Annotated in this window: 14 protein-coding genes; 9 read left to right on the plus strand and 5 right to left on the minus strand. The window is 63.8% G+C overall.

The window, feature by feature from the left end; all coding sequences use genetic code 11:
* Positions 1 to 88: 88 nt before the first annotated feature.
* A complete protein-coding gene (locus tag AB431_RS05895) occupies positions 89 to 1,798 on the minus strand; it encodes a hypothetical protein (RefSeq protein ID WP_047329147.1) in 1,710 nt (569 codons plus the stop codon).
* Between the two features lie 1,244 nt (positions 1,799 to 3,042).
* On the opposite strand from AB431_RS05895, the gene AB431_RS05900 reads away from it, so the two are divergent.
* Positions 3,043 to 4,263 (plus strand): hypothetical protein, encoded by a 1,221-nt coding sequence (locus AB431_RS05900; protein ID WP_047329148.1) that lies wholly within the window; start codon positions 3,043 to 3,045, stop codon positions 4,261 to 4,263.
* A gap of 62 nt (positions 4,264 to 4,325) precedes the next feature.
* Here AB431_RS05900 and AB431_RS05905 read toward each other — a convergent pair whose 3' ends face one another.
* Complete coding sequence (locus AB431_RS05905; RefSeq protein ID WP_047329149.1) at positions 4,326 to 5,141, minus strand: mycofactocin-coupled SDR family oxidoreductase; 816 nt, start codon at positions 5,139 to 5,141, stop codon at positions 4,326 to 4,328.
* A gap of 165 nt (positions 5,142 to 5,306) precedes the next feature.
* Between AB431_RS05905 and AB431_RS05910 the strand changes: the two genes are divergently transcribed.
* From AB431_RS05910 to AB431_RS05920, 3 genes are all read left to right on the plus strand, one after another.
* Positions 5,307 to 6,209, plus strand: a complete 903-nt coding sequence (locus tag AB431_RS05910; RefSeq protein WP_047329150.1) for an NAD(P)-dependent oxidoreductase — start codon at positions 5,307 to 5,309, stop codon at positions 6,207 to 6,209.
* 137 nt (positions 6,210 to 6,346) lie between these two features.
* Entirely contained in the window at positions 6,347 to 7,234 is an 888-nt protein-coding gene (locus tag AB431_RS05915) for a cyclopropane mycolic acid synthase family methyltransferase (RefSeq protein WP_047329151.1), read from the plus strand.
* A gap of 432 nt (positions 7,235 to 7,666) precedes the next feature.
* The gene (locus AB431_RS05920; protein ID WP_047333124.1) at positions 7,667 to 8,461 is read left to right on the plus strand and encodes a family 16 glycosylhydrolase; all 795 of its coding nucleotides are present in this window, start codon (positions 7,667 to 7,669) and stop codon (positions 8,459 to 8,461) included.
* 67 nt (positions 8,462 to 8,528) lie between these two features.
* On the opposite strand, the gene AB431_RS05925 is transcribed toward AB431_RS05920, so the two are convergent.
* Positions 8,529 to 8,774, minus strand: a complete 246-nt coding sequence (locus AB431_RS05925; protein WP_047329152.1) for a hypothetical protein — start codon at positions 8,772 to 8,774, stop codon at positions 8,529 to 8,531.
* Positions 8,775 to 8,861: 87 nt separating this feature from the next.
* Here AB431_RS05925 and AB431_RS31150 point away from each other — a divergent pair, with 87 nt between their 5' ends.
* Positions 8,862 to 9,455 carry a DUF4232 domain-containing protein gene (locus AB431_RS31150; RefSeq protein WP_082135564.1) on the plus strand — a complete coding sequence of 198 codons (594 nt, stop codon included), beginning with the start codon at positions 8,862 to 8,864 and terminating at the stop codon, positions 9,453 to 9,455.
* A gap of 13 nt (positions 9,456 to 9,468) precedes the next feature.
* On the opposite strand, the gene AB431_RS05935 is transcribed toward AB431_RS31150, so the two are convergent.
* Both AB431_RS05935 and AB431_RS05940 read right to left on the minus strand, forming a co-directional pair.
* On the minus strand, positions 9,469 to 10,164 hold the full coding sequence (locus tag AB431_RS05935) for a hypothetical protein (RefSeq protein WP_047329153.1): 696 nt from the start codon (positions 10,162 to 10,164) through the stop codon (positions 9,469 to 9,471).
* 167 nt (positions 10,165 to 10,331) lie between these two features.
* Entirely contained in the window at positions 10,332 to 11,384 is a 1,053-nt protein-coding gene (locus tag AB431_RS05940) for a GlxA family transcriptional regulator (protein WP_047329154.1), read from the minus strand.
* 252 nt (positions 11,385 to 11,636) lie between these two features.
* Here AB431_RS05940 and AB431_RS05945 point away from each other — a divergent pair, with 252 nt between their 5' ends.
* From AB431_RS05945 to AB431_RS05960, 4 genes are read left to right on the plus strand one after another with little or no spacing between them, the layout of a single operon-like run.
* Positions 11,637 to 12,167 (plus strand): DUF1097 domain-containing protein, encoded by a 531-nt coding sequence (locus AB431_RS05945; RefSeq protein ID WP_047329155.1) that lies wholly within the window; start codon positions 11,637 to 11,639, stop codon positions 12,165 to 12,167.
* A complete protein-coding gene (nthB, locus tag AB431_RS05950; protein WP_047329156.1) occupies positions 12,167 to 12,904 on the plus strand; it encodes a nitrile hydratase subunit beta in 738 nt (245 codons plus the stop codon). Before AB431_RS05945 ends, nthB begins: the two co-directional genes overlap by 1 nt.
* Positions 12,901 to 13,521, plus strand: coding sequence for a nitrile hydratase subunit alpha (gene nthA, locus AB431_RS05955; RefSeq protein ID WP_047329157.1), 621 nt, complete (start codon positions 12,901 to 12,903; stop codon positions 13,519 to 13,521). Before nthB ends, nthA begins: the two co-directional genes overlap by 4 nt.
* Entirely contained in the window at positions 13,518 to 13,829 is a 312-nt protein-coding gene (locus AB431_RS05960) for a nitrile hydratase accessory protein (protein WP_047329158.1), read from the plus strand. The genes nthA and AB431_RS05960 overlap by 4 nt, the downstream gene beginning before the upstream one ends.
* The last annotated feature ends 11 nt before the right edge of the window (positions 13,830 to 13,840 follow it).

Here is a 13,840-nt window from a genome sequence, read left to right on the forward strand (position 1 = left end):
CGAAACGTAGCGGACGAACATTCGGGAATGGGTGTCGGTGACGTGAGAGTGAGTAGTCAAAGAAGAGACCGGGTAACCCGTCGCTCGATCACACAAACCGTTGCGCGGTGGCGCGTTTGGCCACCATCAGTTGACTCCGACGATTCATCGCTCCGGCTAGTGCCGGGATTCCAGCGACGAGGTTGTCGACAAAGACTTGAGCTTGGTCCTGGTCGAGCAGCGCGTGGGCGGCCGCGGCAAGCTTGGCGGCCTGGCGCGCCAGCTGAGATTGAGTGAACTTCGCATAGCCGGGCAGCACCAGGGTTCCGATGTCGTCGTAGTTGATCCCTCGTTGGCGCCATTTCCTGCCCGTGAGGATGTACTGCTCCCTGTACTTCTTCAGCATTGCCGTGTAGCAGGCGGACTTCTTGTCGATGTAGGCCTGCTCGACCTCCAGCACCGTTGCGATCACACCTGCGGTCACCCGGGCTGTTGCCGCAAGCTGCGAAGTCGAGTTGCCGGTGATCGCGCCCTCAGTGACCGTGCACACGATGTCCAGATCGAAGTTGGCTGATGAGCCGCTCACGGTGATGTCCAAGTTCCGCCCATAAGCGTTGCAATGGATATCGATTGGCCCATGGTATGAAACCGTCTCTCGCCCAACGAATTGCTCGTAATCCACGTCGACGGTCAGGTAGTCGTTTCCCGCGATGTATGTACCGTTGACGGTCCAGCTACACAGCGGTTCGCGATAACGCTCGGTCACCACCTCCATGCGTACAGCCGCGGTGACGTCGTACACCGCCCATGAATATTCGCGATCGTCGAAGCAGCACTCCCGAAGCGAGGCACTGCATGCGGCACTGTCTGACGCGTCCGGAACGAAGACACCTTCGTCGGTTAGCGTGCGTGCCTGCTCGGCTGTGCTCCCCGTGATCCGGGCGCCGTAGTCGTCGTCGACAGGGATGACGGTGGCGTTGTGGCGGTTCGACCAGTATGCCTGCACGTTGACGCCGTTAACCCAGGCTGATTGCCATGTTTGCCCTCCCGAGCCGTCAGCGGATAGGGCGATATCGGCGATCTCCCCGCCCGTGGCGTCGCTCTCGAGGTCGGTATGCCAGCCGTCCAGTTCGGGGTCAGTGATCATTTCGACGATCTCGTGCGCGATCGTCTGCATCATGACCTCGACATCTTCGGTGGCCGCATCGTAGTAACGACACCAACCCGCCCAGTAATTGTCGGTGTCGAACGGAAAGTCCCAGTCGTAGTCGTACTTGTGTGCACCGTCAGCCCTGGTGCATTGAAATCCCGGCGGCATGCAGACGATGAAGCCGATCCGTGGTCCATCGTCGGGGTCACCGTATTCGCCGTCGTCGATCAGGTTGTCGACCAAGTCCAGCACAGCGTCTTCCGCGTCATTCGCGCTGACCGCTCCTGGTGGCTCGGGGTCGGTGACGACCTTTGCGTCGCCACCCCACACCGGTGGCTTCGCGATGTAGTACTGATCGAGTTGGTCGAAGTAGGGACTTGCCAACATCGCCTGCGTTCGTGAAATGACGAGGTCGCGTTGGGACTGGCCGGCGTCGAGCCACCACTGACCCCAGAAGATGAGGCGTATCGGCGTACCGACACCGCCGACGGGGCCGCCGTGATAGACGAACGGCGCCGCAAACGTGCTGTCGCTGAAGGTCAGAATTCGTTCGGGCGGATGAGCCCAGAGGCCGCCGAAGTTCTCGTCGTCGTAATGGTGGGTCATCACGGGCAGTACTCCCGCGCCGATGTCGACCCCGAAGTCGTTCGCTGAATAGTGTGGATCCATGGCCCCGCCCCCCTTGTTCCGGCCCTATGACGAGGATGCCGGATGCCGGAATTCCGCACCAGTCTTTTCGGCGCGCAGTATGCAACGATGCCCACTAGATGCAACTCTTCGCCAGCTCGTGAAGGGTGCGGTGCCAAACGTGCCTCGGTCACCGGGAGGGTCCCCGTGGTCCACGCCGGCGGCTCTTGACTCGGGCCGTGGGGCTGGCTCGCAGTGTCATCGAGGCGTTTACGGCGAGCGTGACATCGTGGTGACATCGGTCCTGGCCGATGACGGATCCTGATGTCGGTCAGAGCATTTCGCTCGAAGGAACGCCCACTCCCGCTCTTGAAATCTGCCGTGGTGAGTTCGAGTCGCACCGGCCTAATAGGATTGGATCTGGTGTCGGTTTACTACGGGTAGATCAGACTCCAGCCCTGGTAAGTCCAGCGGACCGCACATGGGGAGTCGGCAGATCTTCGGCGTTGTGCCCATCGCCGTAGCATCTCGAGGAGCCGAAAGAGTCTGTCCGGAGTCCGCTTTCGGAGTTGGAGATCGCGTCCTGGGCTCCGGGCATTGCCCCACGGCGCCCGCCAGGTGCGAAGAGGAGTGCCGCAGGAAGTCGAGCGGTCGGCGGCACCCGCAGATCCCGGGCGTTCATCCCTTGGCTCCGTCTACCGATGCGTGATCGCGCGTTGTGCAGGCAGCCAACGCGCGGTCGTCGTCGAAACTGTTCAGAAATCCGGCTCAATGTCGTTCCGCTGGGGGCGCGCGAGCGACGGCGCCGGAGGCCCACAAATTTTCGACCACTCAGCAAACTCGAAGATCCATTCATTGCGATGACAGTGGGATGTCGGGGATCCGGAGGACGCGCAGGTCCGCGCTTGGCGCCGGCCGCCGCGGCGGCGGTTGCGGCGGCCGCCGGGACGTCGAAGGCCGCGCAAATTGCTCAAGGTTTACATAAGCCCGGTTATGCTACTAAAAAGTAACCTAGATGACAGTTTCAGCAAACTGTTTATCTTACCCGCGGGTAAGATAACGAGTAGGAAATGGTAGCTGATCCTCCCCAGCTGTTCACCCCCGGGCAATGTCGCGAACCAGTCAATAGCGACCTGAACAGCGCATTCAGTTCCTGCAGCCGGGGTGCACCCCAGCTATCTGGGCTGCTTCCCGGCAGAACAAAAGTTTCCGGAACCGCTTCTTACTGGCGAGTAAGGTGCGGTACGTTCTTGTGCTCAGGGGGCAACTTTGGTCAAAGGAGAGTCATGAACGCTGCTGTTCGTCCGTACGCCACCGCTGGTGTTGCGCTCGTGGGAGCGAGTGTCATCGCGATTTCGCCGCTGGCACCGCCGATGCCCGGCGCCCAGGCGATGCAGCGAGCCGCGTCATCGGTCAGCGTTGAGCTCAGCGCCGCGGTGGACCCCATCCAGAACTGGATCCAGGTTTTCCAGAAGTCTGCAGCAAATCTCAGTGCGCTCGGCCAGCAGATCGCCGCGAGTCCCGCGCCGATCCTCAGCCAGATCGTCGTCAACCAGATGGCCGCATTGAAGGCGTTGCAGGCGGCGTTTGATTCCAATTCGGCGGTCGTCAAGCAGATCGTCGACAGCATCCCCGGTGTGGTCGATACCGCTCGCAACCAGCTCCAGAGCGGCAACATCAAGGGCGCCGTCAGCACCATCAACGACCAAGTCGTGATTCCGCTTGTGCTGGCGGGCGTTACGGCCGTGTCCGATCTGACGAGGCCCCTCGTCAGCACGGTGAACAACTTCGCCAAGGCATTCGCCACGCTGCCCGAGGCGGTGTTCCAGGTGATCCTGCCCATCACGTATCCGCTGGTGTCGACGATCAACGTCGTGGTTCAGGCAACGCAAGATGTGTACGACGGAGTGGTCGCCCGCGACCCGGGCGCCGTCGCCAACACTCTGGTGAACCTCCCCGCGAATCTGGTCGACGGTTTCCTCAACGGTTCGGGCACGATCCTCGGCGGATTCATCAATGCCCCGGGCCTCCTGACGCCGTACGACCCCTCGCTGGGGTTCCTGGCCAGCGGACCGATCTCCAGCCTGATCGCGCTGCGGGACGTCATCGCCCAAGCCATCGGGGCCACCCCGCCTCCTACGGCAGCGATCACCAGCGCCGCGGCGACGGTGCCCACCGCCGCCAAGACGGTCACCCTGTCCACCGCAGCCCCGGAGGCTACCGGCACGGCGTCGACCGCCAAGGGTGTCACCAAGGCTGCGTCGGAGAGCGCCGCTGAGTCCACCGATGCGGCCGATGCTGAAGCGACCGAATCCGCAACCGGCAGCACCGGTTCCACGACGACCGGCACCAAGGCCACCCCTTCCGGTTCGGCCACCGGCGGTTCCGACTCGTCGTCGAGCGACACCAAGGCGGGATCGTCGGCCACCGGCGGGAGCGATTCGAAGGCCAGTGCCGGCAAGAAAGGCTCGGGCAAGTCCGCCAGGTCCGCGAAGGCCAGCAAGTAAGTTCAGCCTCTCAGCGCCAGCCGGCCCTTCATGGCGAGGGGTCGGCTGGCGCTCTGGCTCTGTCAGACCTTGTTGAGCAGCCCGGCATCAACCGGTACGACCGTGCCGGTGACGTAGCGAGCGTCGTCGGAGGCAAGCCACGCGACCGCATTGGCGACGTCGCGCGCTTCGACATAGTCCACGGGGATCGCGTTCTCCAACGCGCGCGCCATGGCCGGCTCGTACTTCTTGAGCATGCTGAGATCGCCGTTGTTGGCCATCGGTGTCGCAACGGTCGTCGGCGCGACGCTGTTGACGCGAATATAGTGCGGTGCAAGGTAATTGGCGTAGGTACGCATGATGCCGATGACGCCGTGCTTGGCAGCGGTATACCCGAGCATCCCGCCCGAAACGACGGGGGTGCCGATGAGTCCACCGGTCGAACTGGTCAGGATGATCGATCCGCCTCGATCCTGCGTGAGCATCGTCGGGACGGCGACGCGCACGGTGTTCCAGACGCCTTTCATGTTGACGTTCACCACGTCGTCCCACTGCTCTTCGTCGGTACTTTGGCCGCCGGGGCCGATCCCGGCGTTGGCGACTACAATGTCGACGCCGCCGAGTGCGGCCGCCCCGTCATCGAACGCTTTCTGAAGCGCCGGGAAATCCACGACATCGGCCTCGTGCGCCACAATGCGCCGGCCGAGGGACTCGACCTGTCGCACGGTCTCGTTCAGATCTTCTGGCTCCGACATCTTGTAGACCACGGTGGGGTATTGCGCGCACACGTCGATCGCGATGATGTCGGCGCCCTCCTCCGCAAGCCGCACCGCGTGCGCGCGCCCCTGTCCCCGGGCGGCACCGGAAATGAAAGCGACCTTGTCGTCGAGCTTGCCCATAATTGCTCCTGTTCAGATAGGTGCCGACCTGCCCTGGGGCTGCACGGACTCAGTTTGAGCGACTGCTCAGCGTTCTGCAAGGATGAGATCGGTCGCCCAGGAGCCGACAACCCGGGCACTGGGACAAATCCGTCCAGGGCCCGTTCGGCTGCCTACCATCAGCCGATGCGCGGATCCAAGATCTTGATCACCGGAGCAAGCGGCCAAGTCGCCACTCCTGTCGCCATCGCCCTGGCGGCCGACAACGAGGTATGGGGCATCGCCCGCTTTACCGATTCGGCCGCGCGGAACCGCCTCGAGAAGGCCGGCGTCCGGTGCGAGGCCGTCAACATGGCTGCCGGAGATTTCACCGGGCTCCCGTCCGACTTCGACTACGTCCTGAACCTGGCGGTGGCCAAGAGCGGTCGCTGGGACAAAGACATCGCAGCCAACGCAGAATCGGCGGGCCTGCTCATGGCGCACTGTCGAAGCGCGAAAGCGTTCCTGCACTGTTCATCCGGGGCCGTCTACGATCCGCCGGACGACGAACTACGCACCGAGCGCAGCGTTTACGGCGACAACCACAAACCCCTGCTGCCCACGTACTCCATCACCAAGATCGCCGGTGAAGTCGTCGTCGCAACCATGGCGCGTGCGCTGGGAGTGCCGGCCACCATCGCGCGCCTCAACGTCCCCTACGGCGACAACGGCGGCTGGCCGCTGTTCCACTTGGACATGATGCTGGGCGGCATGCCGATACCCGTCCCGCCGGGCGGCTCCGCCGTCTACAACCCGATACACGAGGACGACATCATCGCGATGATCCCGAAACTGCTTGAGGTGGCGTCGGTTCCGGTGACCACCGTCAACTGGGGAGGTGACCAATACGTCAGCCTCCAGGAGTGGTGCACCTACCTCGGATCGCTTGTCGGCAAGGAACCGGTGTTCGAGGAGACCGATCAGACGCTGCGTGGAAATCCGTTGGACGTCACCAAGATGCACGAGCTCATCGGGGCAACGACCGTCGACTGGCGTGACGGAATGCGCCGCATGGCAGCCACGTTCCATCCGGAGCTCGTCGGCGCGTAGCGTGCGCAGTCGAGAAGCTCTCCGAAACGGCGCCGTCAGCGAAATAACCGACGGACCGACTTCTACCGCGTAGGGTGCGAGCCACCACTCACAGTGATTCGCTTCACGCATCCCTCAGACGGGAGGGCAGACGCAGCATGCCCGACAACAACTCCACTTCAACGATGCGGCCTCATTTCGAGGACATCCAAGCTCACTACGATTTGTCCGATGACTTCTTCGGCCTGTTCCAGGATCCGTCGCGGACGTACAGCTGCGCCTACTTCGAACCCGCGGACCTGTCCCTCGAAGAGGCCCAGATCGCGAAGATCGATCTGAACCTCGACAAGCTCGACCTGAGCCCGGGTATGACGCTGCTCGACATCGGCTGCGGGTGGGGCGCCACCATGAAACGGGCGATGGAGAAGTACGACGTCAACGTCGTCGGGCTCACGTTGTCGAAAAACCAGCACGCGCACACTACGAAGCTCCTCGAGACGGTCGATTCCGAGCGTACGTATGACGTCCAGCTGCACGGCTGGGAAGAGTTCAGTGAACCCGTCGACCGCATCGTGTCGATCGAGGCTTTCGAGCACTTCGGCTTCGAGCGCTACGACCACTATTTCAAGAACTGCTTCAACATCTTGCCGGACGACGGGCGGATGACGATCCAGAGCACCACCAGCTACCACCCGTACGACATGGCCGAGCGCGGCAAGCCCATCACGTTCGAAGGCCTGCGGTTCGTCAAGTTCATCCTCACCGAGATCTTTCCGGGCGGCCGCATTCCGACGGCCACCATGATGCAAGAGCGGGGCGAGGCGGCCGGATTCACCGTCCCCGAGGTGCTGTCGTTGCGGCCGCACTACATCAAGACCCTCGGTATTTGGGGTGACGCACTGGAAGCCAACCGGGACAAGGCAATCGAGATCCAGTCCGAAGAAGTCTATGACCGCTACATGAAGTACCTCCGGGGTTGCCGGGGGATGTTCACCGACGAGTACTGCGACGTCAACCTCGTTACCTATCTGAAACCCGCGGCCTAGCAAGCGGGGCGGCGGCGATCGTCGCGGAAGTGTCAGCAGCGGCGACCGAGTATGCCAGGGACCGCAGTCCGGGGTTATGACGACAGCGTCAAAAATGTGGTCAAGCCGCTGCGCGACAGGGTTTTTGATGTCACGACGCCCGAGTTCGCCATGGGCATCTGCACTGTCAGCAGCGCCAGTCCCGCGGTTGGGGCCATCGGTCGACCGATGATGGCTCCCGCGCCAGAGACACGCGACCTTTCACTGCCAACCCTAGTGCTTCGGCGCGTCGTTCGGCCGTTGCGTCAGTGTCGCGGCCGGAAAGCCCTCTAGCTGCGGCGTTGCCCGGGCTGGCGGGTGCGCCGGGCCGATTGGTCGTGAGACCGGACACCTTCGGCTGATCAATTCCGCGCCTTCGGGCGGTCCCTGCTTTATGGTCGAGCCGTGCCCGAATTGGATCGCCGAAGCATGATGTTGATGTCGGGGCTGGGCCTGCTGGCCGCCGCAATCCCGCTCCCAAGCGCCCACGCGGAGGCGCCCTACCTATTCCAGGACGATTTCGACGGACCGTCGGGGTCGGCCCCCAATCCGGCCAACTGGTCGATCCAGAACTGGCAGGACGACGTCTGGCCGCCGGTCGAGAGCCAGTACCGCGACGACCGCCGCAATGTCTTCCTCGACGGAAATTCCAATCTGGTGCTCCTGGCCACCAGAGAAGACGATCAATACTTCAGCGGCAAGGTACGCGGGAACTGGCGGGTCCCCATGGGCCACACCTGGGAAGCGCGGGTCAAGCTCGACTGCTTGACCTCGGGAGCCTGGCCGGCGTTCTGGACCGTCAACGAAGACCCGCTGCCCGACGGCGAGGTCGACATCGTCGAGTTCTACGGCAACCGCAGCTGGGCGCCGGGAACCACCGTCCACGCCGCATCGAACGGCAAGACGTGGGAAAGCAAGTCCATTGCCGGGCTGGTCGACGGCGCCTGGCACAACTGGCGAATGCGCTGGGACGCCGACGGTTTCAAGTTCTGGCGCGATTACGTCGACGGCGCAAAGCCCTACTTCACGGTGCCACCGAAGCCAATCCCGGTGCACGGCAACCCGACGGACCTCCGTTGGCCGTTCAATAACCCCGGTTATTGGATGGCGCCGATGTTCACCCTCGCGGTTGGCGGACCCGGTGGCGGTGATCCCGCTCTGGGTAACTTCCCAGCTGCGATGCTCGTCGACTGGATCCGCGTCTGGTAGCGACGGCCCCCAGGGGAGACGCCACCTTCCTGTCCCGGTGAGCGATGATTTGGCTCGTTCGCCGGTGTTATATCGGCGACGGCGATTCCGGGGTCTGTGCGGCGGTGACGCCTGCCTTGTGCGCGCCGGGGGTATCCGGCATCTCGTGGCGACCCCCGCCGGAGCGGCGCTGGACGAACCACACAACTGCACCCACTGCCAAGATCGCACCCACGATGACCGTCGGCCATACCAATGTCTGCGCCAGCCAAACCCGCCGCTGAAGTCTGACGATGCGCTTCTCGGCGTGCTGAAGTCGGGCGAGCTTATCCATGGGTCCATTAATGCCCACGATCAGTCGCCGGAAAACCGCCGCCAGAATTTGGAATCGGTAGCCACGCCGGCATCGTGTGATTGCGGCATGACGCTCGCACGACCCGCAACACTCCTGCTGACGGTTGTTCTGCTCGCCGGTTGTTCTGCGCAGGGGAACCCCGCGCAGCCCCCACCGACGGCAGTATCGGCGACTACATCGGCTGCGGCCGCGGCGACGCCGCCACCTGTCGCGACGGCCACCGTCACTGTTACGGCGACGCCAGTTCCCGGCCCGCAGTCGACCCCGACTGCGTCGGCTGGGTGCGCAGGCGATGGCCTGGCAGTTACCGCTGGGCCCTTGGAGTCAGCGCAGACGCAACGTCACGTCACCGTGTCCTTCACGAACACATCGGCGCATCCCTGCACACTCGTCGGCTTTCCGGGGGCCGACCTCGTCACGCCGGCCGGTGGAGTGCTGATCAATGTGCCACGCCGCCCTGCCAATGCAGCACATCACCTCACGCTCAACCCTGGTGACACCGCCACCGCGGACGTCTCGGCATCGACGATCGACTCCGCGACGGGCCAGACGTGTGCACGGTGGGGCGCCTTGGTCGTCACCGCACCGAATGACGATGTGCCCCATGCGATGAGCGTCGATGTGCCGATCTGCGACGCGACGGTCAGCGCGGTCGACTGAAGCCGCCCCGCGGCTACGGGCAACCGCCGGCCGGGGTGGTGACCACCAGGTCGTCGCTACCACCGGCGTTGGCATGCGAGCCGCAGTACGCGGTGGCCTGATTGTTGTCGCCGTTCCCCGCGAACGCCACGCTGCCGCTGCCGTCAGCGGTGGCCTGGTTTCTGTCACCGCCGCTCACCGAGGCGGTGCTGCCGTTGTCCGCATCAGCGATATTGAGCTTGCCCCCGGAAATCGTTGCAGTGCCGCCATTATGGGCCTGCGCTGTGGTGAAAATCCCGTCTTGGGTGATTGCGGTGCTGTCGTTGTCGGCGCTGGCGAAGTTCAAGACGCCACCGGTGGCTTTGGCCGTGCTGTTGTGGTCGGCCACCGCGACGTTGAACAGACCCCCGCCGCCGGCGTACGCACTACTGCCCGCACCCGCCACCGCAAAATTGAACCCGGGATCCGAAGTCGCTGTCGCGGTGCCGGATTGGACCACGGTGTGTCCGTTGAACGACAAGGCGAAATCCGCAGCAGGTCGCGGTTCGGCCGCGGCGCGAACACGCGCGGTGGCTCGGCTGCGGGGCCCGGCCTGAGGCTTGGCATTCGTCGCCGTCTGTGTGTGCGCGTTGCCGGTCCCGCCGCTAGGCGGTGATGCCGAAGCGACCGGCGCGCCGAGGCCAAGTGCGATCAGCGGCCCGCCGACCCACACCGCACAGACCTTTGCCACAAACGAAGGGCTACAGCTCGATCTCACGATGGCGTCCCTAACTACCGAGGTAGACCCGACTCGACTGCGACTGTAGTCAGACGTTTACGCTGATGCAAATACCGGCACGGTTGCTGTGTCGTATTTGAATCGGCCCCACAGGGAAAGATCGGCTGCCGGCCGGGCAGCTAGCGGTGGACGCCGGTCGTGCGAAATCGACTTCGGTACGAGCTCGGTGAAACGCCCAGAGCGCGGCGAAAAGTGCGGCGCATAGTGTCGGCCGAACCGAAGCCCGCTCGCCGTGCGACGGCTTCTTGTCCGTGATCTCCGGTCGCCAGCAATACTTTCGCCGCCTCCAGGCGGGCCTGCTCGACGAACCGGGCAGGGGTCAACCCGACTTGATCGTGGAACATGCGAACCAAGTGCCGCTCGCTCACGGCGGCGCGTTCCGCCATCGCGGCGATGGAGTGATCGGCTCCTGGGTCGGCCACCACCGCATCGAGGATCTCGCGGAGTCCGCGTGATACCGGCAAGGCCGATTCGGTCCAGACGCTGAACTGAGCCTGGCCGCCTGGACGCTGCAGGAACACAACCATCCACCGCGCTACCCGCCGGGCCACGTCGGCACCGTAGTCGCTTTCCACCATGGCCAGCCCCAGATCCACGCCCGCGCTGATGCCCGCTCCGGTGATGAACGGGCCATCCTGTACGAACAACGAATCCGGGTCGACCTCGACGTGCGGATAAATGCGGGCCAGTTCCTGGCAATGGGCCCAATGCGTGGTCGCTCGGCGGCCGTCAAGCAGTCCCAGGGCGGCAAGGACGAATGCCCCGGTGCACACCGACGCCACTCGGCGTGCCCGTGGCGCCAATTCGCCCACCATCTCCAAAGCCGCCGACACCACGTCCGGGGTCTGCTCCTCGGGGATGTCATGCTCCCCGGGCGTGAAGTTGAAGTCCGGCGGCACACCGCCCGGGACGATCAACGTGTCGAAACGGTCCGGCACGTCGGCCAGCGGCATGTCGACTTTGAGCGTCACGAACGAGGTCGTGTCTACGGGATCACCGGTCAACGACGCCAAGATGACTCGGTAGCGTGCGCCAAAGTCGTTGGCGCGCGCGAAGATCTCCAGCGGCGCGGCGACATCCTGCAGCGTTACCTTGTCGTACAACGCGAACACGACGGTCTTGGGCGCCTTCGCTTCTGTGGCCGGCTGTCGCGGCCGATTCTCGTCGGACACGTGCGCTGCCCTTTCGTGATCCCCGTCAATATGATGCGCCACATTGTTCGCCCTGTCCGCGAGAAGTGCCTGCCGTCGAGCGCGGGGCCGCGCTGCGAGGTCCGAAACTGCCCGATTTGTGTCCGGTCCTGCTGCCCAGAGCAATCCTCGCGTAACACCAACGAAACCCAGTGGCGTGAGCCTTATTTCACGGTCTTTGGCTCCGATGTCGCACCAAGGGCACGGCGGATCGTATCCCTGGAAGGTGAACCCATGGATTCTCGGACAGCCTTGACGCTGAGCATCGGCGTCCTCGGCGGCGTGGCAGTCGCTTTCACTGCCGAAGTCATCACAGTGCCCATCTGGGTGGTTTTTCTGGCTTGGGCATCGTTCTTCTTCGTCGGTGGCGGTGTCACCGGTTGGATCCGATCGGTCTCGTCGAACCTCGTCGGCGTGGTGATCGCGTCGGCAAGCCTGTATGCCGCCTACCTCATGGGCGGCAGCCTGCTGGTCACTGCGATCGCGGTGGGTGTCGGCAGCGCGGTTATGGTGCAGGCGTCCTGGCTGCCGCTGCTGGCCACCACGCCCGCCGTCGTCGTCGGATTCGCCTCAACAGTCTCGACGGTCGCCGGCCGAGGCAATGACATCACCGTCACCACCGTCTCGCACCCCGGCCTGGTCGCTGCCGTGGCGTGCGTCCTCGGTGCATCCTTCGGGTTGCTGTCCGAGTACCTGGCCACCGCGATGACGAAGAAGCCCGCGGTAGACACCGCACCACCGTCGACGGAAGGAAGCCCCGCCTGATGAAACTACAGCACTATCTCGGTGGCCTCGAAGGCCTTCCGGAACCGCTGTCCCTGGAAAAGCGTGTCTTCGTGGAAGATTGGGAGAAACGCATCTTCGGCATCCATGTCGCGATGATGGGTTTGTCGAACCATCTCGGTTCGGCGCTGCCTGCCTATCCCATCGACGAGGTGCCAACCGCGTTCAAAGACGAGTGGACGTGGGCTGATCTGCGCACCGGCGCCGAGGCGATGAATCCCTTCGACTACTTCAAGTTTCGCTACTACGAGAAGTGGCTGGGTGGCATCACCCAGTTCTTCATCGACAAGGGTTACGTCACCGAAGGGGAACTCGCCGCCCGGATCGCCGAGATGGGACCCGCTTCCGATGTCGAGGAACTGCCCGCGATCGACGATCAGGTGATCGCGTATCTGCGTCTCGGCGACAGTCCGCGGCGCGATGCGGCGCACCCGAAGTTCGTGGTCGGTGCGCAAGTGCGAATCACCAATGTGCCCGCCGACGCCCATAGCCGGCTGCCGGGATACCTCCGCGGCAGGGTTGGCACGGTGGAACGCGTTTTCGAGGGTGACTATGGCTATTTCTGCCATACCGGCGACGGGATTGGTGAGCCGATGCCGATCTACATCGTCGGGTTCGACCCTTCCGAAATCTGGGGTTCGCGAGCCGAAGACGGTCCGTTGAAGCTGTACGCCGAACTATTCGAAGCCTATCTGGCACCAATCGAGGAGGACGCATGACCGGTCAATTTGCCTACCCGCCCGACCGGGAAGAGGCAAGTGCCGCCAAGGCGGCCGCACTCGAGGCGCTGCTCATCGAGAAGGGCGTCATCACGCCTCAGACAGTGGACAAGGTACTGGCATACTTCGAGACCGAGATGACGCCGCTCAACGGCAAGAAGATCGTCGTAAAGGCCTGGACGGATCCCGAATTCGCCGCCAGGGTCGTCGTAGACACCCCCGCCGCGGTCGCGGAACTGGACCTGCCCGAGGGCATGGCCGGCGCCGAGGGTGAACACCTGCAGGCGGTGGCCAATACCGCTGGGGTGCACAACCTGGTGATCTGTACGCTGTGCTCCTGCTTTCCCTGGCCGGTACTCGGCTTGCCGCCGTATTGGTACAAGGATCCGACGTTCCGATCACGGGCAGCCCGGGAACCGCGCAAAGTGCTCGCCGAGGTCGGAGTCGATCTACCGGCCGACACCGAAATCAAGGTGTGGGATTCCAGCGGGCATTCACGGTGGTTCGTCATCCCCGAAAGGCCTTCGGGTACTGAGGATTTCACCGAGGAAATGCTGATGGATCTGGTGACCACCGAGTCGATGATCGGCGTGGCGTTGGCGGGTCCCGCGTCATGAAGCTGCACGAGACCTGCACCACCGATCAGGCTGCTCCGCAGTTCGACCACGAATGGCAGCGTCGGGCATTCGGGTTGGCACTCGCACTCTCGGAGTTCCGGCACTACCCGTGGAGCGAGTTCCAGCAGACTCTCATCGCGACGATCGGGGAGTGGGAAGCCACCCCCGAATCCGAACGGGGGCAATGGGAGTACTACGACCACTGGGTCGTGACGCTCGAGAAGCTCGTCGACCGCCACGCGTTGCTCACCGCACCGTTGCTGACCGACGCCAATGACCACGCGCTCGCCCACGATCACGACCACTAGAACTGAGGACT

The sequence above is a fragment of the Mycobacterium sp. EPa45 genome, assembly GCF_001021385.1.
In the GTDB taxonomy this organism is placed as follows: Bacteria; Actinomycetota; Actinomycetes; order Mycobacteriales; family Mycobacteriaceae; genus Mycobacterium.